Consider the following 25,216-nt stretch of genomic DNA (forward strand, 5'->3'; position numbering starts at 1 on the left):
CTGTCACCCCTTTTTTTGGAGCAGCCCATGTCAGAGTCCCGCCAAGCCAAGCCCGCCACCCGCTCGGCCCAGCCTGTGTACCTGGACTACGCGGCCACCACCCCGGTGGACCGGCGTGTGGCGGCCAAGATGGTGCCGTACCTGACCGAGATGTATGGCAACCCGGCCAGCCGTTCCCACGCCTATGGCTGGGCTGCCGACGAGGCGGTGGAGTTGGCACGCGAACAGGTGTGTGCGCTGATCAATGCCGACCCGCGCGAAATCGCCTGGACCTCGGGCGCCACCGAATCGAACAACCTGGCGATCAAAGGCGCGGCCCATTTCCACAAAAACAAAGGCAAACACCTGGTCACCGTGGCCACCGAGCACAAGGCGGTGCTCGACAGTATGCGCGAGCTGGAGCGCGAAGGTTTTGAGGTGACGGTGTTGCCGGTGTTGCCCAGCGGCTTGTTGGACCACGCGGTGTTTGAGGCAGCGCTGCGCCCCGATACGGTGCTGGCTTCCGTGATGTATGTCAATAACGAGACCGGTGTGATCCAGGATGTGTCCGCTTTGGGTGCCATTTGCCGCGCCAAAGGGGTGCTGTTCCATGTGGATGCCGCGCAGGCGGCGGGTAAAGTGGCCATCGATCTGGCGCAGTTGCCCATCGATTTGATGTCTTTGTCAGCGCACAAAATTTATGGCCCCAAAGGCATTGGTGCCTTGTATGTGCGGCGCAAACCGCGCGTGCGACTGGAGTCGCAAATGCATGGCGGTGGCCACGAGCGCGGCCTGCGCTCGGGCACCCTGCCCACGCACCAGATTGTGGGCATGGGCGAGGCCTTCTGGCTGGCGCGCGACACCATGGCGGCTGACAACGCCCGCATCAAAACCCTGCGCGACCGCCTGTGGGCCGGTTGCCAGAAGCTGGATGCGGTGGCCCTCAACGGCGACGAAACCCAGCGGGCGGTGCAGTACCTCAATGTGAGCTTCAACTATGTTGAAGGTGAATCCCTGCTGATGGGCATCAAGGGGGTGGCGGTGTCGTCCGGCTCGGCCTGCACCTCGGCCAGCCTGGAGCCCAGTTATGTGTTGCGCGCCATGGGGCGCAGCGACGAGCTGGCGCACAGCTCGGTGCGTTTTTCGATTGGCCGTTTCACCACCGAGCAAGACATCGACTATGCCCTTGAGCAGGTGACCCAGGTGGTGACCCGGCTGCGCGCGATGAGCCCGCTGTGGGACATGGTGCAGGCGGGAGTCGACCTCAACTCTATCCAATGGTCAGCGCATTAATGAACGCCCCCCTCAACTGACAACAGGAGAACACATATGGCCTACAGCGACAAGGTGGTGGACCACTACGAAAACCCGCGCAACGTCGGCTCGTTCGCGGCGGACGACGAGAACGTGGGCACCGGCATGGTGGGTGCGCCCGCCTGTGGTGATGTGATGCGCCTGCAGATCCGGGTCAACGCCCAGGGCGTGATCGAAGACGCCAAGTTCAAGACCTACGGCTGCGGCTCGGCGATTGCGTCAAGCTCGTTGGTGACCGAGTGGGTGCGCGGGCGCACGCTGGACGAGGCGCTGGCGATCAAAAACTCGGACATCTCCGAAGAGCTGGCGCTGCCGCCAGTCAAGATCCACTGCTCGATCCTCGCCGAAGACGCCATCAAAGCGGCGGTGGCGGACTTCCGCGCGCGCCACCCGGCGGGTGCGGCCACCCTGGTGTCGGAGCAGATCGCGTGTGCTTCGAGCACCCGCTGACCCCTTGCCCACTTTAACTTTTGTAGCAAAGGACTCACCATGCAAGCGGCCTTACTCACCGAAAGCCCCGTGTCTGTGGGCGACATGCCCAGCCTGCTCGAATTCACGCCCGCCGCGGCGGCCAAGGTGGCAGAGCTGGTTCTGGAAGAGGGCAACCCCGAACTCAAGCTACGCCTGTACGTCACCGGTGGCGGCTGTTCGGGCTTTTCCTACGGGTTTGCTTTTGACGACACCGTGGCCGCCGACGACACCCTGACCGTCACCGAAGGGGTGACGCTGGTGGTGGACGCGATGAGCCTGCAGTATGTGATGGGTGCACGGGTCGACTTTGAGGAGGGCCTGGAAGGCTCCCGTTTCATCATCCACAACCCGAACGCCCAGACCACCTGTGGCTGCGGCAGTTCGTTTTCGGTCTGAGAGGTTTGCCATGAGTGTGTCCCTCACCCCCGCAGCGGCCAGGCATGTGCAGAAGTCGCTGTCCAAGCGAGGCAGTGGTTTGGGTCTGCGCCTGGCCGTCAAAACCAGTGGCTGCAACGGTTTTGCCTACGGGCTGGAGTTTGTCGACGCCACCAACCCCGAAGACGCCTGTTTTGAGCAACACGGTGTGAAGGTCATTGTGGACCCACGCAGCCTGAGCATGCTGGACGGCACCGAACTCGATTTTGTGCGCGAAGGCCTCAACGAAGGCTTCAAGTTCAACAACCCCAACGCCAAGGCCAATTGCGGATGCGGCGAGAGCTTTACTGTATGAGGCTCCCCCCCGTTGCTTGCTCGCTGCGCGTATGCGCTGGAGGACGCAGTCACAGCCTGCGTCACTGCAGGCACGTCCAAACCTGCGCAGGCAGGTTTGGAGCCGCGGCCTTCAGCCCCCTCAATGGCGCAACACCAGTGGCCCGGCGGAGCCGGTTCCACGGTGTTTCTGGCTTGGGCCTGCTGGTGCCTCTACTGGCAGTGGTCTTCGGCTCGGCCTAACGGAGAAATCATGGCACTGTTGCAAATTGCCGAACCCGGTCAAAGTGCCGCACCACACCAGCACCGGCTGGCGGCGGGCATTGATCTGGGCACCACCAACTCGCTGATTGCCACCGTGCAAAGTGCCCAGGCGCGGGCTCTGGCCGATGAAGACGGGGCGCTGCTGCTGCCCTCGGTGGTGCGTTACCTGCCGGGCAATGGCATTGTGGTCGGGCGCGAGGCGCAAGAGAGCCAGGCTGACGACCCCGAGAACACGATTGTGTCGGTCAAGCGCTTCATGGGCCGCAGCCTGGCCGACGTGACCCAGGCCGCTGGCCTGCCTTACCGTTTTACCGACGGACCGGGCATGGTGGGCATCCACACCGTGAGTGGTGAACGCTCGCCAGTGCAGGTGTCGGCCGAGATCTTGACGGCCCTGCGTGAACGCGCCGAAGTGTCCTTAGGCGGGCCGCTGGCGGGCGTGGTGATCACCGTGCCGGCCTATTTTGACGACGCACAGCGCCAGGGCACCAAAGACGCGGCCAAGCTGGCCGGGCTCAACGTGTTGCGCCTGCTCAACGAACCCACCTCAGCCGCCATTGCCTACGGGCTGGACAAAGCCGCTGAGGGCATTTTTGCGGTGTACGACCTGGGTGGCGGCACCTTTGACATCTCGATCCTGCACCTGAGCAAAGGTGTGTTTGAGGTGCTGGCCACCGGAGGTGATTCGGCGCTGGGGGGTGACGACTTTGACCACGTCATTGCCGAGTGGTTTTGCAGCCAGCACGGCATCGCTGGCTTGGCCGCCTTGCCACCCGGCGCGCAGCGTGGCCTGCTGGCGGCCTCGCGCCAAGCCAAAGAAACCTTGTCAAACCACGAGTCAGCGGCCTTGGCGCTGACCAGTGCCGACGGCAGTACCCAACAGGCGATCCTGTCGCGTGCCCAGTTTGCCGAACTCGGCGAACCGCTGATCAAGCGCACCATGGCCGCCACCCGACGCACGCTACGCGACGCCAAACTCGGCATCGAGGCCATCACCGGTGTGGTGCTGGTGGGTGGCTCCACCCGCATGCCGATGGTGCGCGCGACGGTGAGTGAGTTTTTCGGGCGCGAACCGCTGGTGGACATTGACCCCGACCAAGTGGTGGCGATTGGCGCCGCGCTGCAGGCCAATGTGCTGGTGGGCAATGGCAGTGGTGAGGACTGGCTGCTGCTCGATGTGTGCCCGCTGTCCCTGGGGCTGGAGACCATGGGCGGCCTGGTCGAAAAAATCATCCCGCGCAACTCCACCCTGCCGGTGGCGCGCGCGCAGGAGTTCACCACCTTCAAGGACGGCCAGACCGCGATGTCATTACACGTGGTGCAGGGGGAGCGTGAGTCGGTGTCGCACTGCCGCTCGCTGGCACGCTTTGAGTTACGCGGCATTCCGCCAGCGGTGGCGGGCTCGGTGCACATCTGCGTGACCTTTCAGATTGATGCCGACGGCCTGCTGTCGGTGACAGCGCGAGAGCGCATCAGCGGCATTGAGGCCCACATCGAGGTCAAACCCACCTACGGCCTGGCCGACACCCAGATCTCGGCCATGCTGCAGGACGCCATCAGCGCCAGCCAGGAAGACATGCAGTTGCGATCTCTGCGCGAGGCGCAGGTGGATGCCCGGCGCCTGCTCGACGCCACCGAAGCCGCACTGCACGCCGACGCCGCACTGCTGTCTGCACAGGAAATCCAGGCCATTCACCTGGCCATGTACCGGGTGGGCGAGATGCTGGAAACCGATGCGCCGCTGGCTGACCTGCGCCGTGCCACCAGTGCGCTGAGTTCGGCCACCGATGAATTTGCCGCCCGGCGTATGAATGCCTCGATCAGCCAAGCGCTGGCCGGGCAGACCATGGACAGCCTCGCCTAAACCCCAGCCTTCCGCCAGAGTCACCCACCACCACAAAAAACACCACATGCCCAGAGTCCGCCTGCTGCCCCACCCCGAACTGTGCCCACAGGGGCTGGACATCGAGATCAAACCCGGCAAGTCTCTGTGCGAAGGCCTGCTCAAGGCCGGTGTGGCGATTGAACACGCCTGCGAGATGGTGGCGGCCTGCTCTACCTGCCATGTCTATGTGCGCAAGGGCAGCGATTCGCTGGCTGAGGCTGATGACAACGAAAACGACCAACTCGACAACGCCTGGGGCCTGGAGGCGCAATCGCGCCTGTCGTGCTGTATCAAGCTGGGTGAGGCCGACATCACGGTTGAGCTGCCCAAACACACCCGCAACCATGCGCGGGAGCATTGAGGCCTTTGCACCGCAGCTGCCCATCTGAGAGCAAACTCAGCCCAATACTCAAGCCGCTTCACTCTCCAACTCAAGCGCAGCAACCAAGCCCAGCCGGTTCACCCCGCTGAGCAGCGCCTTGACCGAGGCGGTGACGATGTTGGTGTCCATGCCCACACCAAAACGCTCAGGGCCACCTGCGCCGGACACCAGCTCCAGAAAAGCGCAGGCCTGGGCGTCCCCAGCGTGGGTGCTGGCGCGGGTGGAGCGCTCTTCATAACTGCGCACCTGCACCTGGATGCCAGCGCCCTGGAGCGCATGCACCGCCGCGTCGATCGGGCCATTGCCCTCACCGGTGAGCAACATGGGCTGGCCGTTCACCTCCACACCGATACGAATGCCCTGCACACGGTTTTTGCTGCCCGGTGTGACATGGTCAAACAGGTGGTGCTCCACGTAATGCATCGACGCGCTGGGGGCGTCCAGATAGGTGCTCTCGAACAGTTTCCAGATGTCCTGTGCCGTCATCTCACCGCCGTGGCTGTCGGTGTAACTCTGCACCTCACCCGAGAACTCCACCTGCAAGCGCCGCGGCATCACCACACCAAATTCGGCCTCCATCAGATACGCCACGCCGCCCTTGCCAGATTGGCTGTTGACACGGATCACCGAGTCGTAGCTGCGGCCCACATCGGCCGGGTCGATCGGCATGTAGGGCACATTCCACAAGGCGCCCGGCCCGGCGGCCTGCTGGGCGGCAAAGCCTTTCTTGATGGCGTCCTGGTGCGAGCCACTGAAGGCGGTGAACACCAGGTCACCCACATAAGGGTGGCGTGGGTGGATCGGCAGCTGGTTGCAATGCTCCACCGTGCGGGCCACGGCGTTGATGTCAGAGAAATCCAAGCCCGGGGAAATGCCCTGGGTGTACATGTTCAAGGCCAGCGTGACGATGTCCACATTGCCAGTGCGTTCACCATTGCCAAACAAACAGCCTTCGACCCGGTCGGCGCCCGCCATCAGGCCCAGTTCAGCAGCGGCCACGGCCGAACCCCGGTCGTTGTGCGGGTGCACGCTGATGAGCACGCTGTCACGGCGTGCCAGATGGGTGTGCATCCACTCGATCTGGTCGGCATGCACATTGGGCGTGGCCACCTCCACCGTGGCAGGCAGGTTAAGAATGACCTTGTTATCAGGCGTGGCGCCCCACTCGGCGGTGACCGCGTCACACACCTCGCAGGCAAAGTCCAGCTCGGTGCTGGTGAACACCTCGGGGCTGTACTGCAAGACCCATTCGGTCTCAGGATGCTGCGCACACAAGTCCTTGATGAGCCGCACGGAGGACACTGCCAGCGCCTTGATCTCATCCCGGCTCATGCCAAACACAATCTCACGAAACGCGGGCGAGGTGGCGTTGTAAACGTGCACGATGGCACGGCGTGCGCCCTTGAGCGACTCGAGGGTGCGCCGGATCAGGTGTTCACGCGACTGAGTCAGCACCTCGATGGTCACGTCATCGGGAATGTGGCCACCCTCAATCAGGTTACGCACAAAGTCAAAGTCGGTTTGCGAAGCGCTCGGGAAAGCCACCTCAATCTCCTTGAACCCGACCTGGCACAGGGTGCGGAACATACGCATCTTGCGCTCGGCATTCATCGGCTCAAACAGCGACTGGTTGCCGTCACGCAGGTCCGAACTCATCCAGACGGGTGCCTGGGTGATGCTGCGCGAGGGCCATTGGCGGTTTGGCAAGTCGATGGTGGGAAAGGCGCGGTATTTGGTGGCGGGGTTGGACAACATGGAGCAAGTTCCTCTGGAAACGATAACGGACATTGATGCTTATCGTAGGCTTGAAGTCGGGGTGAATGATTGCGTATTTGTCGATCAATCAACAAATTAAGGCAGTTTATTGCTGATGTTTAATTTTTCCAGCAATTTATTTCAATCAAACCGCCATTTGAGCAAAGAATGCCTGGGGCAGAACCTCGCAACGCCTCCACATCCGAACCAGAGATCAAAATGACCTCTAGCCCTTATCCTATAAGGATCAAAAGCTCTCCAAAAAATAGCAATCGACACAACACACTTTCACAGCGCACCACTTGCCACCGACAGCGTCATCCGGCTAACCACCTGGCGCAACATAAAGCTGGAGTGCACACCGGTCACGCCCTCAATGCGGTTGATTTTGTTGAGCAACAAGGCCTGGTAATGGTCCATGTCGCGCACCACCACCTTGAGCTGGTAGTCGGCCGACTGGCCGGTGATCAGCAGGCACTCCAGCACCTCGGGCAGCAGGCTCACCGTGGTCTCGAAGTTGGCAAAACGCTCCGGTGTGTGCCGGTCCATCGAGATATGAATCAACGCCATCAGTGACAGGCCGAGTTTCTTGGCGTCCAGCACGGCGTGGTAACCGGTGATCAGGCCCGACTCCTCCAGCGCCCGCACCCGACGCAGGCAGGGCGACGGCGACAGGCCAATGCGGTCCGCCAGGTCTTGGTTGTTGATGCGGCCATCGGCCTGCAGGATGTCGAGGATTTGCTGGTCGTAGCGGTCAAGCTTCATTTTTCTGCCAATTTATATATTGATTGAAGCATGTTATGCCATAACTAACGACATTCAAAGCAACAACGCAATCTTCTGCCCTGACCTGCGGCCTACACTGAAAGCATCTGTTATCCACAGCACCCAGCAAGCCGGTCACGAGCCAGCCTTGCGCAGTAAGGTCTCACAAGGGCCACATTTGCAAGTCATATCCCCCAGGCAAACCCACTGCCTGCGGGGCACGGCCTTTGAATCACAAGGCTGGCTTTGGCGGCACGCGCAAAGCCCCAACAAATCTCCCGGCGGCCCCTACCCACACTCGCCCATCAGCGACAACAAGGCAAGTAGGTGCCACCCCATCGTTTTAGTATTCGATAAGAATCAACGCGCTCTTGGAGTCAGTTTTGATGGCGCTTTGATCGTTCATGATCGTAGTCTTTGAGATGGGCGTTGTTGAATCGTTCGGTTTAGGCCGCATGGATGGCTTGATGCTGACGGAGGTGTTGCTGGAACCGCTCGGCGTAGTCTTTCCCCACGGCGGCGATAACGCTTTGACGAGTCGCCAATCCCGCCCGCCACGTTGACACGCGGGGAAGGTTCTCAAAGATCGGCTGCGACACCATCGGATCCAGGATGTCGAAATAGCGAAAGAGGGGCGCAAACACTGCATCGACCATGCCAAAGGCGGCACCACCGAAATAGGGGCCCTGCACCAACACCGACTCCAGTTGCTGGAGCCTGCCCCGGAACGCCGCCTGCTTTGCATCTGCGGTCGGGCGATCCTTGGCGTTGAGGAACTGCCAGGCCTCGGCTAGGGTTGCGGTGCCGAACTCAATCCAGCCCCGCTGACGGGCACGGGCCAGCGCATCGCCTGGATACAGCCCTGGGCCGGCCTGAGATTCCTCGAGATACTCGCAGATCACCATGCTTTCAAAGAGAACAGCGTCCAGCCCATCCGCCTGGCTAACCTTGAGCAATGGCACCTTGCCAGTCGGCGAAAGTGCCAGAAACCAGTCCGGCTTGGCCGCGAGATCGACGTCGATCCTGTCGAATGACACGCCCTTTTCCAGAAGGACAATCGCCGCCCGTTGAACGAACGGGCAAAGCGGGTGGCTGATGAGCGTGAGGCGGGTGTTGGGCATGGTGGTCTCTCGAAGTGCCGGCAAAGAACGGGTGCTACAGCAACTGCCCGCCAGAAATGTCGAAGGTCGTGCCGTTTGCCCAACCCATGTCGTCGGACAGGATGGCGGCGACTGCGCCGCCCACATCGTCCGGCAGGCCGACGCGACCAAGGGCAATACCCTTTGCCACATAGGCGTTCACATCGTCGTTGTCGCGCACCGCACCACCGCCGAAGTCGGTGGCAATGGCGCCTGGTGCGATCGCGTTCACCCGGATACCGCGTGCGCCAAGCTCGACTGCCAGATACCGGGTCAGGACCTCGACCGCGGCCTTCATCGACGCATAGAGGCTGTAACCCGGCAGCGTGAAGCGGACAAAACCAGACGAGACGTTCAGAATGCGCCCGCCATTCTCGATACAAGACAGTAGCTTCTGGGTCAGAAACACCGGTCCGCGCAGGTGCGTGCTCACCAGCGATTCGAATTGCTCTTCGGTCGCGTCGGCAAAGTTGGAGAAAAGACCGTTGCCAGCATTGTTGACCAGAAAGTCGAACCGCTCGCGACCGAAATGGGTCTTCAGGGTTGCTGCCACCTTCTCGGCGAATGCCGGAAAGCTCTTCGAATCGGTGACATCGAGCGCCAGCATGGACGCCTTGCCGCCCAGCGCCTCGATCTCTTGGCGCAGCGCCTCGGCTTCCGCCGCACCGCTGCGGTAGGTGCCGATGATGTGGACGCCGCGTTTAGCCAGATGCAGGGCCATGTTGCGACCTAGCCCACGGCTTGTGCCGGTAATCAGTGCGATCTTTGTTGTCATAGCTGTACTCACTTCACTTTTGTGTGGTTGAAATGGCGGATATCGCCAAGAGCCCATAATCTATTTCGACGCGCGTTTTAGGGCTTGCCCGATGCGCTTGTTCTTTTGCACGATTGACTCATTCACTTCGATACCCGCAGAGCCACCCTATGGACACCCCCCCTTCAAGCCTGCTGGAAACCGCGTTGCGAAACATCCGACCCGGTACGACAACGTCGGGCATTCCTCGCATCGAGTTGCACGTCGACCAGGGGCAGGTCAGTGAAAGCGCGTGCCAGTACCGCGCCATGGCGTGTTTCGTTCTGCAGGGGAGCAAGCGCGTCTCTTTTGGCGACAAGGTGCTGCGCTACGAGGCGGGCCACTATCTGGTCAGCGCACTGGATCTGCCGCTCATGGGGCAGGTCTACGGGGATGGCCGCCAGCGGCCCTATGTCGCTCTGACGCTGGTGCTGGACCCGGTGCTGCTCAATGAGCTGATCCTGTCCATGCCTGTTGCGCACGATGACGAAGGCAGCGAGTCGGGGCTGTCAACTGCGCCCATGAGCCAAGCGCTTGAAGATGTCTTGGCTCGCGCCTTGGCGCTGATGGATAGTCCCGAGGACATTCCCGTTCTGGCCCCGCTGGTTGAGCGAGAGCTGCTCTATCGACTGTTGTCGGGCCCGCACGGAAAGCTGTTGCGCCAGATTTCGAGTGCCAAGGGCCCGCTGCCGAAGGTCCGAAAGGCCATCGGCTGGATTGGTCAGAACTTCGCCCGGCCCATCAAGGTCGAGGACGTCGGTGCAGCATGCGGGATGAGCCGGGCGAGTCTGAACCGGAGTTTTCGGGAGATCACGGGTCTCAGCCCGTTGCAGTATCAGAAGCAACTCCGGCTACTGGAGGCGCGCCGCCTGCTGATAGGCGGCGAGCACAACGTATCCGGTGCTGCGTTTGCCGTTGGCTACGAGAGCTCTTCGCAGTTCAGCCGCGACTATCTGAGGCACTTCGAAACTAGCCCCAGCCAGGACTTGCGACGAACGGTGCATGCCAGAACGGTTGCTTAGGAAACACTCAAGGGCATATCAAACCCTTCATTCCGAGGCTTCTGCCTACGTCCATCCGGGCACGCTGCACCCGATCCGACCCGTCAATCTCTGATCCTCATCGCGGTCGTTTGCCATTCCGTGACAGCGGCAAAAAGGCCTGTTGATCCAGCTGTCCATCAATCGTGCATGCTGGCCTTTGACGTGAAATGGCACCCGCCAAACGTTCGGATGCGGCGGCAGCTACAACACCCCCTGTAAATGCTCACAACAACCCAGTCACGACCTGCCCCAGCCGCCTGAGTGCCTGCTCCACCTCCCTGTCCACTGGCCAGCCGCAGCTGATGCGCAGAAAGGCGTCAAAACGCAGCGAGTTGGAGAACATCAGGCCAGGGCTGACCAGAATCTGTTCTTTCAAGGCCGCATCAAACACCCGTTTGCTCGACAGCTGCTGCGGCAGCTCCACCCACAGCGACAAACCACCCTCGGGCAGAGTCAGGCGGGTGCCGGGTGGGAAATGGCTGGCAATGGTTTCCGCCGTGTGTTGCCGCTGCACCTGCAAGGTGGCGCGCAAGCGGTGTAAATGGCGGTCATAAGCGGGGGAGGCAATGAAGTCTGCCGCCGCCAGTTGTGACAGCTCCTCGTTGCTGCGGGTCTGGGTGAACTTGAGCATTTCGACCCGGGCTTGCCAGCGCCCGGCGGCCATCCAGCCCAGCCGCATACCGGGTGCCAGGATTTTGTGCAGCGAGGCGCAGTAAATCACGTTGCCGGTGGTGTCCCATGACTTCATGGCCCGCAGCGGGGTGTCGCCGCGTTTGCCTTCATTGACCAGCTCGCTGTAGGTGTCGTCTTCAATCAGCGTGATGGCGCTGGCCTGGCACAGCTGCACCAGCCGCTGCTTGTGGGCGTCGGGCATGATGCTGCCCAGCGGATTTTGCAGGTGCGGCACCACCACCACGGCCTTGATGCTGTCGTCCGTCTGGATGGCCAGTTCCAGCGCGTCGATCGACATGCCGGTGTGCGGACTGGTGGGGATCTCCAGCGCGCGCAGGCCCAAGGCCTCCAGCACCTGCAGCAAGCCGTAAAACGACGGGGACTCCACCGCAATGGTGTCACCCGCCTTGGCCACCGCGCGCAAGGCCAGGTTCAGCGCTTCCATACAGCCGTTGGTGATTTGTACCTGGTCGGGCGACAGCGTCATACCCAGCGCCAAGGCGCGTTTGGCCAGCACCGCACGGGACTCGGCATTGCCCCTGGGCGATGTGGCGGACACCAGAATGTCTGGCCTCTTGCGCAACACCCGCATGGCGGCCTGTTTGAGGGCTTCACCGGGGTAGAGCGCGGGTGCACAGCGGGCCACCGCCAGATTGGTCTTGACCATGTGCAGTCGACCGCGTGCGACGAAATCGGACACCCGGGCGTGGATACCGACGTACTGTGCCGGGTCGGGGGCGCGGTCCATGCGCGGCTCCGTCACCGCCGCGAGTGTGCTGCGCAGTGGGCGACGTACAAAGTACCCCGAGCGGGGACGCGCCTCCAGCCAACCCTCACTCTCCAGATGGCGGCTGAGTTGCATGGCGGTGGACAGGCTGATGTCGTGCTGGCGCATCAGGGCGCGCAGCGAGGGCATGCGGTCGCCCGGCACCAGAGAGCCCGCATGGATGGCGCCGCGGTAGTGTGAGGCCAGCCGCTGGTAGAGCGGCGGCAAAGGGGTGGGGGTGGCCAAAGTTGGTGTGTCCATGCGCCATGATCCTTGATGCGGTTTACAGAAAACAGATGCAGATAAGTGCAAAACGTACCGTAACAGATGCCGAATAGGTGTGCTGTTTTGGTCCAGATACAGCCCGTCTGTGGCTGTTGGTTTTGGCCCCTGCCCCCTACGATGCCCAGACCAGGACGTTGAACCATCGACGACCACCCACCACAGCAGCACCGGGCCAGACCATGCAGACAACCGATACACCGATGGCGCTTTCACGCGGGCAGTCTTATGCCGCCCACTTCAAGCGGGGCGCCGTCATCACCGTGGCCGCAGGCTCGGTGCGGGTGATCAGCCGGGTGTGGCTGGACCACACCTCGCTGACCACCCAAACACCGGTGCTGCGCGGCGGCGTGTTGTGTGTGCCTTGCGCGGGCTGGCTGGAGATCAGCGCCGACAGTGATGCGCAGGTGGGTCTGGGGCAACCATCGGGAGGACTGAAGTTGATCAAACGCGGGTGGCGGTTTCTGGCCGGGATTTGTGAACGTTTTCGGCCTCTAGCCATTGTGTTGTCTGGGCGAGAAGCTATGAACTAGGTAGCATCCATCACGGGGGCCTTGGGCAACAGCTTTTCTGGCAAACTGCCGGGCGGTTTACCCACCTATCGCCTGCCACCACATTCCATGGCAAGACGGTGATCGTGGCGCAAGCCATCATCTGGCCCAGCCAGCAGCACGCCTTGTCACAACACTGAAGCACCTTCCTCATGCCTTTCCCACTCGAAGAACGCAGAGCCTTGTTGGCCGTGAAAGGGGTTGGCCCCACGGTAGTCGCCCGGCTGGAGCAAATGGGCTTTGAATCATTGGCGCATCTGGCCAAAGCCAACGCGCTGGATATCGTTTCAACAGCGGCCGACATCGTTGGCTCCACCTGCTGGAAAAACAGCCCGCAGGCGCGGGCGGCGATACAGGCGGCCATCGCCCTGGCGCAGTCGCGCCAAGTCTGACGCTGCGAAAATTCACCGACACATCAGCGATGGTTCACGACCATCCTTCTTTTTAACCATCTCAACATGAAAAATATTTGCGTTTATTGCGGCTCCAACCCTGGACGGCTGGAGGCTTATGCAGACGGTGCGCGCTCACTGGCCAAGGCTTTGGTCGACCGTGACCTGGGTCTGGTGTATGGCGGTGCCAGCGTCGGCATCATGGGGCTGATCGCCAACTCGGTGCTGCAGTTAGGCGGGCGCGCCGTGGGCGTGATTCCCGAAGCACTCAAACGCAAGGAGATCGAGCACACGGGGCTGACCGAGCTGCATGTCACCCGCTCCATGCACGAGCGCAAAACCCTGATGGCCGAACTGTCCGATGGCTTCATTGCGCTGCCGGGCGGCATCGGCACGCTGGAAGAAATTTTCGAGGTCTGGACCTGGGCGCAACTGGGCTTTCATGCCAAACCTTGCGGCCTGCTCAATGTGGCGGGTTATTACGACGGTCTGACCACCTTCCTGGACCACACGGTGGCCGAGCAGTTCGTCCGGCCAGCACACCGCAGCACCTTGATGGTTGAACCCACACCCGACGCACTGCTGGACCGTTTTGCCAGCTACCAGGCGCCCACGGTCCACAAGTGGGTGGAAAAGAGCCAGACCTAGTCGCGGCTATCGGGCTGCGGCCCAGATTGCGAATGAAATCACCTTCTAGCCCTTGTCAATCAAGGGCTAGGCACTATGGAAGTCGCAGCAATTCTGCTTCCACCACAGGCAGGGCCAATGTCTGTTGCTGCGCAGCCCCACTCTGTGCGAAACACCACAATTCCGACAAGCGCCGTCGGCCAGCTGGGCTGAAAGTGCCACCCAGAACCGACAAACGGGCCCGCCAACCGGGCTAAATGGCTGAAAAAGGGCGCAAAAGCAGATGGCATAAGCCTTGCGAAGAGGTAGGCAAAGGACGCCACACCATGCCTCTGAACCCCATCATCAACGACACCACCTTGCGCGACGGCGAACAAACCGCCGGTGTCGCGTTCACGGTGGCCGAGAAGTGTGCGATTGCCAGCGCCCTGTCCGCTGCGGGGGTGTCGGAGATGGAGGTCGGCATCCCGGCCATGGGTGAGGAAGAAATCGCCTGCATCAACGCCATTGCCGCTTTGAGGCTGCCGGCCCGGTTGATGGTCTGGGGCCGTCTGACCGACGTCGACCTGGCCAGCGCGCTGCGTTGTGATGCGGAGATCATCCACCTGTCGATTCCGGTGTCAGACATCCACCTGCAACACAAACTGAACCAGTCGCGCGACTGGGCGCTGGCGCAGGTCACCCGGGTGATCAGCCAGGCGGTGGCCAGTGGCCGCACGGTGTCACTCGGCTCCGAAGATGCCTCACGCGCCGACCCAGACTTTCTGGCGCTGGTGGCGCGCCGGGCGCAAGCCTGTGGCGCCAGCCGCCTCCGTTTTGCCGACACGCTGGGGGTGCTGGACCCGTTCACCACCTATGACGCCATTGCCCGCCTGCGCGACGCGGTGGACATCGAGATCGAAATCCACGCCCACAACGACCTCGGCCTGGCCACCGCCAACACCCTGGCCGCGCTGCGCGCTGGCGCCACCCATGCCAACACCACCGTCAACGGCCTGGGTGAACGTGCGGGCAACGCTGCCCTGGAAGAAGTGGTGATGGGGGTGCGCCACCTGCACCATGCCTGCACCGGCGTTGACACACAGGCGCTGGTGACCATCTCGCACCTGGTGGCGCACGCCTCGGGCCGTCAGGTGGCGTTCAATAAAAGCATTGTGGGCGAGGCGGTGTTCACGCATGAGTCCGGCATCCACATCGACGGTCTGCTCAAAAACGCATCCACCTACGAGAGTTTTGACCCGTCGGAGCTGGGGCGCCAGCGCCGCACCGTGCTCGGCAAACACTCGGGCTCGCAAGCCGTGCGCCAGGCCTATGTGCAAATGGGTGTGGTGCTGGACGACGACGCCCTGACCGCCCGCCTGCTGGCACGCATCCGCGACCACGCCATGCGGGTCAAGCAGGAAGCCACACCCGACGAATTGCGCGGCTTTTTGCTGGAGTCGCTGGCGCAGCCGACACCACTGGCCTTTGCCCGGGCCGCCTGAACCACTGATCGCACACACCACACCGGAGGACACACCATGGAAACCTTTCTTCAGCAACTCAAAGCCCTGTCGTCGGCCGAGGACTTCCTGCAGTACTTTGGTGTGCCGTTTGAGCAAAGTGTGGTCAACGTCAGCCGCCTGCACATCCTGAAACGTTTCTTCCAGTACATCCGCCAGGAGAACCTGCTGACCGAGGGCAACGAGGTGGGCTTGTACACCTCGTACCGCGAGCAGTTGGTCAAGGCCTACAACGACTTCGTCAAGTCCACCCCGGCGCAAGAAAAGGTGTTCAAGGTGTTTCAGGACGTCAATGGCCGCCAGCATGTGTCGCTGGACAGCCTCAAGTCTTCGCTGCCGCGTCACGCCCTGGCCTGAAGCGCAGCACCTCGACAAGCCCCAAGGAGTCACCGTGTCCCACCGCCCTTCAAACCCTGTCACGGCTGTCAGTCAGGCTGTTGTTGCGCCCCGGCAGGGTCTGCTGACCCGGCGCCGCCTGATGCTGATGGCTGCGGCGGTGCCACTGGTGGCTTGGCGCGTTCAACAAGGCGCCCATGCCGCCCCGTTGCAGTGGCAGGGTGTGGCCATGGGTGCGCCCGCCTCGGTCACCCTCCACCATGGGGGCGACACGACACGCGCCCAGGCGGCGCTGTCGGCCACGCTGGCCGAGGTGAACCGGCTGGAGGCCATGTTCAGCCTGTTTCGTGCTGACTCACAGATCTCTGAGCTCAACCGCTCGGGCCGCCTGAACAATGCCCCACCCGAATTCGTGTCACTGCTGCGCACCTCTTTGGACATGGCATCTGCCTCCAACGGGGTGTTTGACCCCAGCATCCAGCCGCTGTGGCGCCTGTACTTTGACCACTTTGTGACCGGTGGCAACACCCAGCCACCCGCAACGGACAAAGTGGCACGGGCGCGTGCCCTGGTGGACTGGCGTGCGGTGCAGCTGTCTGGCTCGGAGGTGCAACTGGCACGCCCTGGCATGGGCCTGTCACTCAACGGTGTGGCGCAAGGTTTTGTGACCGACCGCTGCAGCGAAATACTGCGTGCCCACGGTTTTAGCCACATGCTGGTCGACATGGGTGAACCCCGCGCGGTAGCCCCCAAACCCGATGGCTCGGCCTGGCAAATTGGCCTGGCTGACCCGCGTGAACCGAGCCGGGCCATCCACACGCTGTCGGTGCTGGACCAGGCGGTGGCCACCTCGGGTGGCTACGGCACCCGGCTGGACGACGCAGGCCGCTACACCCACCTGATCAACGCCCGTACCGGTCGCACCGCCCCCGCTTATGAAAGCGTCACGGTGGTGGCTCCCACGGCCACCCAGGGTGATGCCTTGTCCACCGCACTGGCGCTGATTCCCAGCACCGATGTGTCAGCGCGGCTGGCCCTGTTGCGCACCCAACCGGGCTGCCGTGCCATCTGCATCAATGACGCTGGCCAGGTCAGTGAGTTGTCATGAACACGCGCACCCAAGCCGATGAAGCCTTGATCAAGGGCCTGGCCCGTGTGGTCGGGGTGCAGGGTGACCAGGTCTGGCTGGCCACCGAGGCGCCAGCGGCCTGTGGCAGCTGCGCCACCCAAAGTGCCTGTGGCAGCGGCAAGGCCAAACGCGGCGCCAGCTGGTGTGTGCCGCGCGACCTGGGGCCAGGCCAGCCCCTGCTGGCCTTGGGTGAGCAGGTGTTGGTAGGCGTGGATCGCGCTGCGTTGACTCGCGCCTCCCTCACCGCCTATGCCCTGCCTCTGGTCACGATGCTGGTCGCCGCCAGCGCCCTGCAGACGGCAGGCGACGCGGTAGCGGCGGTCGCCGCGCTGGCAGGTTTGTTGGCGGGGGCGGCAGCAGCCCGCGTACTGGCGCGACGTTGGCGTGAGGCGCTGGTGCCGGTGGTGCTGGGGCGCGCCAGCAATGCATCGGGTTCCTCATGCCCATCGTCCAGCGCCGAGCCCCTGCGCCAGGTGGCCATTCCCGTGATTGAGCGGCGGAGCCTGTGATGCATGACTTTTTACTCGTGTTGCTGAGCACCGCCATTGTCAACAACGTGGTGCTGGCCAAGTTTTTGGGCCTGTGCCCGTTCATGGGCACGTCCTCACGCATTGACACCGCGATTGGCATGGGGCTGGCCACCACCTTTGTGCTGACCTTGTCGACCGGTTTTGTCTGGGTGGCCGAGGCGATGCTGCTGGCGCCGCTGGACTTGCCCTTTCTGCGCACCATGACCTTCATCCTGGTGATTGCGGCGGTGGTGCAGTTCACCGAGATGGTGATCCGGCGCATCTCACCGCCGCTGTACGAGGCGCTGGGCGTCTACCTGCCGCTGATCACCACCAACTGCGCGGTGCTGGGCATTGCGCTGCTGACGATCCAGGCCGGTCACGGCTTTGTCGCCAGTCTGCTGCGTGGTTTTGGTGCGGCCTCGGGTTTTGGTCTGGTGCTGGTGATTTTTGCCGGCCTGCGTGAACGCCTGGCCCTGGCCGAGGTGCCCAAGGCTTTTGAGGGGGCGCCGATTGGTTTCATCACCGCCGGGGTTTTGTCGCTGGCGTTCATGGGTTTTGCCGGACTGGGAGGCCACTGATGGACGCGACCGCACTCAGCCATGCCGCGCAGGCGGTGGGCGCCATCGGTGTGCTCGGCACGGTTCTGGGCGTGATTCTGGGCGTGGCCTCACGTTATTTGTCGACACCGGTGGATGACCGCGCCGAGGCGGTGGCCGCGCTGCTGCCAGGCTCCAACTGTGCCCAATGTGGTTTTGCCGGGTGCAAACAGGCCGCCGCTGCCATGGTGGACGGCCGCGCCGCCCCCAGTGCTTGCCCACCCGGTGGCGCCTCCACCGCACAACGTGTGGCCGACCTGCTGGGTGTGCGGCTGGTGATGGATGGCTCAGAAGAGGCCTTGCCCACAGTCGCCTGGGTGGAAGAAGCGCGTTGTATTGGTTGCACCCGCTGCATCCGCAAGTGTGGTTCTGACGCGATTGTGGGGGCTGCCAAACAGATGCACACGGTGCTGCCCGAGGCCTGCTACGCCTGCGGCCTGTGTGTGGCCGAGTGCCCGACCCAGGCGATTGTGATGAAACCGGTGCTGCCCACCCTGGCCACCTGGCATTGGCCCAAACCCAAGCCAAAAACGGCCGTAGCCACCCCTTTGACAACCGAATAACGAGGACGTTTCAGCATGTGGTCTTTTCGTGTTCGTGGCGGAGTCAAGCTGCAGTACCACAAGGAACTGTCCAGCGAAAAAGCGGTGGTGCCCATGCCGCTGCCGCGCAGGCTCTACCTACCGCTGCAGCAACACATTGGCGCCCCTGCCCTGCCCGTGGTGGTCGTGGGTGACACCGTGCTCAAGGGCCAGTTGATAGCCAAGGCGGCGCCGGGTTTGTCGGCGCCGGTGCATGCCTCCAGCTCCGGCACGGTGGTCGCCATTGAAGAGTATGTGGCACCGCACCCGTCGGGTTTGCGGCAAAAGACCATCATCATTGCCACCGACGGGCAAGACCGCTGGGCCGAACTGCCCAAACCCATCACCGACGATTTTCCGCTGGGTGTGACACCCAGCGAACTCAACAGCCGCGTGGCAGCCGCTGGTATTGTGGGCATGGGTGGTGCGGCTTTCCCGTCTGCAGTGAAGCTTGACTTGAAGAGTCGTTACCAGCTCGACACCCTGCTGATCAACGGGGCCGAGTGTGAACCCTACCTGACCTGTGATGACCGCCTGATGCGCGAAGAGGCTGCCGCTGTGATCGACGGTGTGCGTATCCTGGCCTATGCGCTGGAGGTGCAGTCGGTGGTGTTTGCGATTGAGCGCAACAAACCACAGGCCTTGGCCGCCATCCGCGAGGCAGCCCGGGTAGAGCCCTGGATCAAGGTGATGGCCCTGCCGACACGTTTCCCGATGGGCTCCGAGCGCCACCTGGTGCTGGCCTGCACCGGGCGCGAAACACCCTCACGCAAACTCACCGCCGACATTGGTGTGGTGGTGCACAACGTGGCCACCGCACGCGCCGTGGCGCGCACCGTGCGCAGCGGTGAACCCCTGATCAGCCGGGTGGTGACGGTGTCTGGGCGCGGCATCCGCGAGCCGGCCAACATCAATGTGCCCTTGGGGACACTGGTGGAAGACCTGCTGGTGTTCTGTGGCGGCCTGCACCCAGTACCTCACAAACTCATTGGGGGTGGCCCGATGATGGGTGCGTCCCTGCCCTCGGTGCAGGTGCCGGTGGTCAAGGGCACCAGCGGTGTGCTGGCGCTCACCGCCGACGAGGTCAACGACGGGGCCGAGTCGCCCTGCATCCGCTGTGGCAGTTGTGTCTCGGCTTGCCCCTGCGGGCTGGTGCCACTGGAGATGGCGCAGTTGGTGCGCCGTGGCGACCTGCAAGGGGCACAAGCCATCGGCCTGCAGGACTGTGTGAGCTGCGGATCCTGCTCCTTCATCTGCCCCTCCCACATCCCGCTGTCGCATTACTTCAACTTCGCCAAAGGTCAGTTGGGTGCGCTGGACCGCGACTCAAGGCGGCAGGACCGCATCCGATCCCTGATCCAGGCGCGCAACGAACGCGCGACACGCGAGGCCGAAGCCAAAAAGGCCGCAGCCGCTGCCCGCAAAGCCGCGAAAGCTGCCGCCGCAGCCGCCAGCGCCGCCGCGCCGGTCGACACACCTGCCAGCCAGCTGGAGGAATCCACATGATCACCATGGCCACACGGGCTGGGCCCTTCACCCACACCGTCAACAGCATCAGCCGCACCATGCTGTGGGTGATGGCGGCACTGCTGCCAGCCACCGCCTACGGCTTGTGGCTGTTTGGCTGGCCTGCCATTTTTTTGTTTGTCATCACCCTGGCCACGGCCTTGGCGGCAGAGGCGCTGATGTTGAAGCTGCTGGGCCAGCCGGTGCGCGCCCGGCTGGCGGACGGCTCGGCCCTGCTGACCGGCTGGTTGCTGGCCCTGAGTTTGCCGCCCTGGGCGCCGTGGTGGATCGGGTTTCTGGGCGCGCTGGTGGCGATAGTGCTGGGCAAACACCTGTTTGGCGGTTTGGGCCAAAACATGTTCAACCCCGCGATGGTGGCGCGCATCGTGTTATTGATTTCATTCCCGGTGCAGCTCACGGTGTGGGTGGCACCGGCCCCCTTGGGCAGCGCCAACGCGCCCTCCTTCAGCCAGGCCCTGACCTATGTGGCAGGCCACAGCACTCTGCCGGAGCACATGAGTGCAGCCACCTCGCTGGGTGTTCTCAAAACCGAACATTCACGCGGCATCTCTGTGGCCAAGACCACTGAGCAGCTGCCGCCCCCTGAGCAGCTGGCCATTGGCCGCGAACCGGGGTCGATGGGCGAAACCTCGGCTGGCCTGCTGCTGGCAGGCGGGCTGTTGCTGCTGGCCTTACGCATCATCTCCTGGCATATCCCGCTGGCGATGCTGGGCACCCTGGCCACGCTGGCGCTGGTCTCCAACGCGCTGGACCCCAGCCGCTTTGCTGCGATGCCGATCCACCTGCTGTCGGGGGCCACTTTGCTGGGCGCCTTTTTCATCGCCACCGACTACGTGACATCGCCGGTGTCACGCAGCGGGCAGCTGTTGTTTGGTGCGGGCATTGGTGCCCTGACCTGGGTGATCCGCTCACTCGGGGCGTATCCGGAAGGGGTGGCCTTTGCGGTGGTGCTGATGAATGCGATGGTGCCGCTGATTGACCGAGGCTTTCGCCCGCGCGTGTTTGGCCGCAGTCGGCGTGGCCAGTCGCTGGACACCAAAAAACCCAAGATACCCCTATGAATGCCACCGATCACACCGCTTCACCGGCTCTGCCGGGCTCCTTGTCTGAGCGTGTGGCTAGGCTCCTGGAGCTTGGCGGCGCCAAACACGCCGTCGTGCTGGGGGGCTTCTCGCTGGCAGCGACCCTGCTGCTGACGGTGGCCTACAGCCTGACCAAGGCACCCATCGAACAAAGTGCGCTGGAAGACCTGCGCCACTCGCTGGAGCAGGTGATTCCGGCCAGCATCCACGACAACAACCCGGCAGGCGACACCTTGGAGCTGCTGGTGGATGGTGCACCGATCCTGGTGTACCGGGCGCGCCAAGCCCAACAGATCGCAGGGGTCGCGTTCGAGACCCGCACCACCGGATACAGCGGCGAGATCCGCTTGCTGCTGGGCATTGACAAAAACGGCCAACTGCTGGGTGTGCGGGTGCTGCACCACACGGAGACGCCCGGTCTGGGTGACAAGATTGAAGTGACCCGCACCGACTGGATCACCCGCTTCACCGGGCGCTCCTTGAGCGACCCGCCCGAAGAAAAATGGGCCGTGAAAAAAGACGGCGGCCCGTTTGACCAGTTTGCCGGGGCCACCATCACCCCGCGTGCGGTGGTCAACGGTGTGCGCGACGGGCTGCGGCTGTTTGCTGCGCACCGTGACGAGTTGCTTCAGGAGGCCCAACCATGAGTCAAGTTCGTGACATCATCTCTGACGGTGTGTGGCGCAACAATGTGGTGTTCAGCCAGATGTTGTCGCTGTGCCCCACGCTGGCGGTGACCTCGGCCGCCACCCAGGGGCTGGGCATGGGGGTGGCCACCATGGCGGTGCTGATCGCCTCCAACGCGCTGGTGGCCCTGTTACGCGGCCTGATCACCGAAGAGGTGCGTATCCCCGCCTTTGTGCTGATCATTGCCACCCTGGTGACGATTGTGGACCTGGTCATGAACGCCTGGCTGCATGAGTTGCACAAGGTGCTGGGCCTGTTCATCCCGCTGATTGTGGTGAACTGCCTGATCCTGGGGCGCGCCGAATCCTTTGCCAGCAAAAACAGCGTGGCCTTGTCGGCATTGGATGGGCTGGCCATGGGCGCGGGTTTTACCTTGGCGCTGACCATGATGGGTGCAATACGCGAGATCGGTGGCAGCGGCACGGTGTTCTCAGGTGCCGCCAACTTGTTGGGGCCAGCCATGGGGGTGTTGGAGACTCGCCTGTACCCGGGCGACGGCGCGCTGGTGATGATCCTGCCTGCTGGCGGCTTCATTGTGCTGGGGCTGATGATTGCCGCCAAACGCACACTGGACGCACGCAAAAAGGCGCCACGACCACTGCCCGCGCCGTTGGATGACACCACCAGCCTGGCTGCCGCATCATGAAGGTCAGTGTGACCTACGCCTTGCCGGACCGGCAAACCTGGCTGGAGATCGAGGTGCCCGAACACGCTACCGTGCGCGAGGCCATTGAACTCAGCGGCATCACCCGCAGCTTTCCATCGCTGGACCTCAGCACCCAGAAAGTGGGCATCTTCAGCAAAACCGTGTCGCTCGAGGCGCGGCTGGAGCCCGGCCAGCGCGTGGAGATCTACCGCCCGATCACCGCCGACCCAGCAGCTTTGCGGGGCAACGCCGAGGATGACGAGTAAGCCCCTGTCGACACAACAACCGTTGCCGCAAGTTTTAAGTCAAATTGGCCTGTAGCCCTTATATCAAAAGGTCTAACAGCTATTTAATTCAAAGCATCCTGAGCGAACCCAGCGGCGCCAGGACTGCGCCCACCCACCGGGTTGGCGGACCACACCACCCACGACAAACCAAACCTGGCCCCGGTCAGCGCTAACATACAAGCCCGCTGTCCCAGCCCTCCCGCCAGCTGACAGCCACGGGGTGGCGGCCATTTTCTAGACCATTCAAAGAGAGTTTGTATGCAATACCGTCCCCTTGGCCGCACCGGCTGGAACATCTCGACTGTGAGCTTCGGCGCCTGGGCCATTGGTGGCACCTGGGGTGATGTGGATGACGACGAGTCCATGGACGCGCTGCACTCTGCGCTGGACCTGGGGGTGAACTTCTTTGACAGTGCCGACGTGTACGGTGATGGCCGCAGCGAGCGCCTGCTGGCGCAATTACGACGCGAACGCAGCGAGCCCTTTTATGTGGCGACCAAAGCCGGGCGACGCCTGGACCCGCATGTGGCCTCCGGCTACAACCGGGCCAATCTGAACGCGTTTGTCGAGCGCAGCCTGGTCAACCTCAACACCGAAGCGATTGACCTGCTGCAACTGCACTGCCCGCCCACCGAGGTGTTTTACATGCCCGAGGTCTTCGGCGTGCTGGATGACCTGGTCAAGGCGGGCAAACTGCGCCACTACGGCGTGAGTGTCGAGAAGGTGGAGGAGGCGCTCAAGGCCATCGAGTTCCCTGGCGTGCAAAGTGTGCAGATCATCTACAACCTGTTTCGCCAGCGCCCAGCCGAACTGCTGTTTGAACAGACGCAGAAACGCGGCGTGGGCATCCTGGCGCGGCTGCCCCTGTCGTCGGGCCTGCTCAGCGGCAAGATGAGTGCACAAACCAGCTTTGCGTCCGATGACCACCGCCTGTTCAACCGCGAAGGTGCCGCGTTTGACCGAGGTGAGACCTTTTCCGGGCTGGATTTCAATGTGGGCCTGCAGGCAGTCGAGGCCATGCGGCCACTGGTGCCAGAGGGTCAGAGCATGGCCCAGATGGCCTTGCGCTGGATCCAGATGAACCCGGCGGTGACGTGTTCGATTCCCGGTGGCAAACGCGCCAGCCAGGTGGGCGACAACGTGGCAGCAGCCGACCTGCCGCCCTTGACGGAGGCCACAATGAAGGCTCTGGCCGACATCTACAGCCACTACGCCAAGCCGCTGGTGCACCAGCGCTGGTAAACCGGCGGATACCCGCCTGAGGGGGCCTGAGCCACCCTCATCTGGCCACACCCCCCTGGGTGAAGGGCCGATCTGCTGCTGCGCGATGTTCACAGCAACATCCGTCAAAAATCGCCCATCTGCACGCTTCAGCCACAAGCGGGTTTACCCCAATGCGAATTTACATATTGATATTGGCCAAATCTCTATCACTTGATATCCCCCCCAGACGGGCTGCGCGGACGTACCATGAGAACCCCAAAATGAGGGACAGCATGGGTCACCGAGTACGGGCGGTGCCTCAAGTTCTATTTCCCGTTCAATCCAATTGTTATGGAGAAACCATGAAAAATAATCGGCGTTCCCTGCTTGCCACCCTGGTAGCAGCCAGCTTTGTGGTGATGGCCCCCATGAGCGCATTTGCTGAAAAGAAGATTGTGCTGGGCTTCAGCCAGATTGGTGCGGAAAGTGAATGGCGTACCGCCAACACCAACTCCATCAAGGAAACAGCGGCCAAAGAAGGCATTGACCTGAAATTCTCTGACGCACAGCAAAAGCAGGAAAACCAGATCAAGGCCCTGCGCTCCTTCATCGCCCAAAAAGTGGACGTGATCGCCTTTGCACCCGTGGTGGAATCGGGCTGGGACACCGTGCTCAAAGAAATCAAGGCAGCCAAGATTCCCGTCATCTTGACCGACCGCTCGGTCGACTCCAAAGACACCTCTTTGTATGTGACCTTCATGGGTTCTGACTTCACCGAAGAAGGTCGCAAAGCTGGCCGCTGGCTGGTGGAAAAAGTGAAGAACACCAAGGGTGATGTCAACGTGGTTGAGTTGCAAGGCACCGTGGGTTCGGGCCCGGCCATCGACCGCAAGAAAGGTTTTGAAGAAATCATCAAGGCCGAGCCTCGCATCAAGATCATCCGCTCACAAACCGGTGACTTCACCCGCGCCAAGGGCAAGGAAGTCATGGAAGCATTCCTGAAAGCAGAAGGCAAGAAGATCAATGTGCTCTACGCGCACAACGATGACATGGCCATTGGCGCCATCCAGGCGATTGAAGAAGCCGGTCTGAAACCGTCCAAAGACATCACCATCATCTCGGTGGATGCGGTCAAGGGCGCTTTTGAAGCCATGATGGCAGGCAAACTCGACGTGACGGTGGAATGCAGCCCCTTGCTCGGGCCACAGCTGATGTCGGCGGTCAAAGACCTGATGGCTGGCAAGACCCTGCCACGTCGCATCGTGACGGTGGAAGGCATCTTCCCGATGGAAGTGGCAGCCAAAGAGTTCCCGAATCGGAAATACTGATTGGTCGTTGTG

28 protein-coding genes are annotated in these 25,216 nt (G+C 62.5%); 23 read left to right on the forward strand and 5 right to left on the reverse strand.

Annotated features, from left to right (window positions below):
- Positions 1-27 precede the first annotated feature (27 nt).
- The 6 genes from FDG13_RS01570 (at position 28) to fdx (ending at position 4,982) form a co-directional block, all read left to right on the forward strand.
- Positions 28-1,272 carry an IscS subfamily cysteine desulfurase gene (locus tag FDG13_RS01570; RefSeq protein ID WP_180125057.1) on the forward strand — a complete coding sequence of 415 codons (1,245 nt, stop codon included), beginning with the start codon at positions 28-30 and terminating at the stop codon, positions 1,270-1,272.
- Positions 1,273-1,308: 36 nt separating this feature from the next.
- The gene (gene iscU, locus FDG13_RS01575) at positions 1,309-1,743 is read left to right on the forward strand and encodes a Fe-S cluster assembly scaffold IscU (protein ID WP_180125058.1); all 435 of its coding nucleotides are present in this window, start codon (positions 1,309-1,311) and stop codon (positions 1,741-1,743) included.
- Between the two features lie 39 nt (positions 1,744-1,782).
- Entirely contained in the window at positions 1,783-2,160 is a 378-nt protein-coding gene (erpA, locus tag FDG13_RS01580) for an iron-sulfur cluster insertion protein ErpA (RefSeq protein WP_180125059.1), read from the forward strand.
- A gap of 10 nt (positions 2,161-2,170) precedes the next feature.
- Positions 2,171-2,494, forward strand: coding sequence for an iron-sulfur cluster assembly protein IscA (iscA, locus tag FDG13_RS01585; RefSeq protein WP_078365356.1), 324 nt, complete (start codon positions 2,171-2,173; stop codon positions 2,492-2,494).
- 231 nt (positions 2,495-2,725) lie between these two features.
- Positions 2,726-4,600, forward strand: a complete 1,875-nt coding sequence (hscA, locus tag FDG13_RS01590) for a Fe-S protein assembly chaperone HscA (protein WP_180125060.1) — start codon at positions 2,726-2,728, stop codon at positions 4,598-4,600.
- A gap of 46 nt (positions 4,601-4,646) precedes the next feature.
- Entirely contained in the window at positions 4,647-4,982 is a 336-nt protein-coding gene (gene fdx / locus FDG13_RS01595; RefSeq protein WP_180125061.1) for an ISC system 2Fe-2S type ferredoxin, read from the forward strand.
- Positions 4,983-5,030: 48 nt separating this feature from the next.
- On the opposite strand, the gene leuA is transcribed toward fdx, so the two are convergent.
- From leuA to FDG13_RS01615, 4 genes are all read right to left on the reverse strand, one after another.
- Entirely contained in the window at positions 5,031-6,758 is a 1,728-nt protein-coding gene (gene leuA, locus FDG13_RS01600) for a 2-isopropylmalate synthase (RefSeq protein ID WP_180125062.1), read from the reverse strand.
- A gap of 288 nt (positions 6,759-7,046) precedes the next feature.
- Positions 7,047-7,523, reverse strand: a complete 477-nt coding sequence (locus FDG13_RS01605; RefSeq protein ID WP_180125063.1) for an Lrp/AsnC family transcriptional regulator — start codon at positions 7,521-7,523, stop codon at positions 7,047-7,049.
- Positions 7,524-7,969: 446 nt separating this feature from the next.
- Entirely contained in the window at positions 7,970-8,644 is a 675-nt protein-coding gene (locus tag FDG13_RS01610) for a glutathione S-transferase family protein (RefSeq protein ID WP_180125064.1), read from the reverse strand.
- 34 nt (positions 8,645-8,678) lie between these two features.
- A complete protein-coding gene (locus FDG13_RS01615; protein WP_180125065.1) occupies positions 8,679-9,437 on the reverse strand; it encodes an SDR family NAD(P)-dependent oxidoreductase in 759 nt (252 codons plus the stop codon).
- A 149-nt stretch (positions 9,438-9,586) separates the two neighbouring features.
- On the opposite strand from FDG13_RS01615, the gene FDG13_RS01620 reads away from it, so the two are divergent.
- Complete coding sequence (locus tag FDG13_RS01620) at positions 9,587-10,477, forward strand: AraC family transcriptional regulator (protein WP_180125066.1); 891 nt, start codon at positions 9,587-9,589, stop codon at positions 10,475-10,477.
- Positions 10,478-10,721: 244 nt separating this feature from the next.
- On the opposite strand, the gene FDG13_RS01625 is transcribed toward FDG13_RS01620, so the two are convergent.
- Complete coding sequence (locus FDG13_RS01625) at positions 10,722-12,197, reverse strand: PLP-dependent aminotransferase family protein (RefSeq protein WP_180125067.1); 1,476 nt, start codon at positions 12,195-12,197, stop codon at positions 10,722-10,724.
- Positions 12,198-12,400: 203 nt separating this feature from the next.
- On the opposite strand from FDG13_RS01625, the gene FDG13_RS01630 reads away from it, so the two are divergent.
- From FDG13_RS01630 to FDG13_RS01705, 16 genes are all read left to right on the forward strand, one after another.
- Positions 12,401-12,751 carry a hypothetical protein gene (locus FDG13_RS01630; protein ID WP_180125068.1) on the forward strand — a complete coding sequence of 117 codons (351 nt, stop codon included), beginning with the start codon at positions 12,401-12,403 and terminating at the stop codon, positions 12,749-12,751.
- A gap of 170 nt (positions 12,752-12,921) precedes the next feature.
- Complete coding sequence (locus FDG13_RS01635; RefSeq protein WP_180125069.1) at positions 12,922-13,161, forward strand: helix-hairpin-helix domain-containing protein; 240 nt, start codon at positions 12,922-12,924, stop codon at positions 13,159-13,161.
- 66 nt (positions 13,162-13,227) lie between these two features.
- Positions 13,228-13,809, forward strand: a complete 582-nt coding sequence (locus tag FDG13_RS01640) for a TIGR00730 family Rossman fold protein (protein WP_180125070.1) — start codon at positions 13,228-13,230, stop codon at positions 13,807-13,809.
- Positions 13,810-14,114: 305 nt separating this feature from the next.
- Positions 14,115-15,272, forward strand: coding sequence for a homocitrate synthase (gene nifV / locus FDG13_RS01645; RefSeq protein WP_180125071.1), 1,158 nt, complete (start codon positions 14,115-14,117; stop codon positions 15,270-15,272).
- A 36-nt stretch (positions 15,273-15,308) separates the two neighbouring features.
- The gene (nifW, locus tag FDG13_RS01650; RefSeq protein WP_180125072.1) at positions 15,309-15,647 is read left to right on the forward strand and encodes a nitrogenase stabilizing/protective protein NifW; all 339 of its coding nucleotides are present in this window, start codon (positions 15,309-15,311) and stop codon (positions 15,645-15,647) included.
- A gap of 34 nt (positions 15,648-15,681) precedes the next feature.
- Positions 15,682-16,734, forward strand: coding sequence for an FAD:protein FMN transferase (locus FDG13_RS01655; RefSeq protein WP_218942572.1), 1,053 nt, complete (start codon positions 15,682-15,684; stop codon positions 16,732-16,734).
- The gene (locus tag FDG13_RS01660) at positions 16,731-17,264 is read left to right on the forward strand and encodes a SoxR reducing system RseC family protein (protein ID WP_180125073.1); all 534 of its coding nucleotides are present in this window, start codon (positions 16,731-16,733) and stop codon (positions 17,262-17,264) included. The genes FDG13_RS01655 and FDG13_RS01660 overlap by 4 nt, the downstream gene beginning before the upstream one ends.
- A complete protein-coding gene (gene rsxA, locus FDG13_RS01665) occupies positions 17,264-17,845 on the forward strand; it encodes an electron transport complex subunit RsxA (RefSeq protein ID WP_180125074.1) in 582 nt (193 codons plus the stop codon). Before FDG13_RS01660 ends, rsxA begins: the two co-directional genes overlap by 1 nt.
- Positions 17,845-18,426 carry an RnfABCDGE type electron transport complex subunit B gene (locus FDG13_RS01670; RefSeq protein ID WP_180125075.1) on the forward strand — a complete coding sequence of 194 codons (582 nt, stop codon included), beginning with the start codon at positions 17,845-17,847 and terminating at the stop codon, positions 18,424-18,426. Before rsxA ends, FDG13_RS01670 begins: the two co-directional genes overlap by 1 nt.
- A 15-nt stretch (positions 18,427-18,441) precedes the next feature.
- On the forward strand, positions 18,442-19,950 hold the full coding sequence (rsxC, locus tag FDG13_RS01675; RefSeq protein WP_180125076.1) for an electron transport complex subunit RsxC: 1,509 nt from the start codon (positions 18,442-18,444) through the stop codon (positions 19,948-19,950).
- Positions 19,947-21,032 (forward strand): RnfABCDGE type electron transport complex subunit D, encoded by a 1,086-nt coding sequence (locus FDG13_RS01680; protein ID WP_180125077.1) that lies wholly within the window; start codon positions 19,947-19,949, stop codon positions 21,030-21,032. The genes rsxC and FDG13_RS01680 overlap by 4 nt, the downstream gene beginning before the upstream one ends.
- A complete protein-coding gene (rsxG, locus tag FDG13_RS01685; protein ID WP_180125078.1) occupies positions 21,029-21,700 on the forward strand; it encodes an electron transport complex subunit RsxG in 672 nt (223 codons plus the stop codon). The genes FDG13_RS01680 and rsxG overlap by 4 nt, the downstream gene beginning before the upstream one ends.
- A complete protein-coding gene (locus FDG13_RS01690; protein WP_180125079.1) occupies positions 21,697-22,386 on the forward strand; it encodes an electron transport complex subunit E in 690 nt (229 codons plus the stop codon). Before rsxG ends, FDG13_RS01690 begins: the two co-directional genes overlap by 4 nt.
- Positions 22,383-22,652, forward strand: a complete 270-nt coding sequence (locus FDG13_RS01695) for an RnfH family protein (RefSeq protein ID WP_180125080.1) — start codon at positions 22,383-22,385, stop codon at positions 22,650-22,652. The genes FDG13_RS01690 and FDG13_RS01695 overlap by 4 nt, the downstream gene beginning before the upstream one ends.
- A gap of 279 nt (positions 22,653-22,931) precedes the next feature.
- Positions 22,932-23,915 carry an aldo/keto reductase gene (locus FDG13_RS01700; RefSeq protein ID WP_180125081.1) on the forward strand — a complete coding sequence of 328 codons (984 nt, stop codon included), beginning with the start codon at positions 22,932-22,934 and terminating at the stop codon, positions 23,913-23,915.
- A gap of 323 nt (positions 23,916-24,238) precedes the next feature.
- Positions 24,239-25,204, forward strand: coding sequence for an ABC transporter substrate-binding protein (locus tag FDG13_RS01705; RefSeq protein WP_180125082.1), 966 nt, complete (start codon positions 24,239-24,241; stop codon positions 25,202-25,204).
- Positions 25,205-25,216: the final 12 nt, after the last annotated feature.

The sequence above is a fragment of the Rhodoferax sp. BLA1 genome, assembly GCF_013416775.1.
GTDB lineage: Bacteria > Pseudomonadota > Gammaproteobacteria > Burkholderiales > Burkholderiaceae_C > Rhodoferax.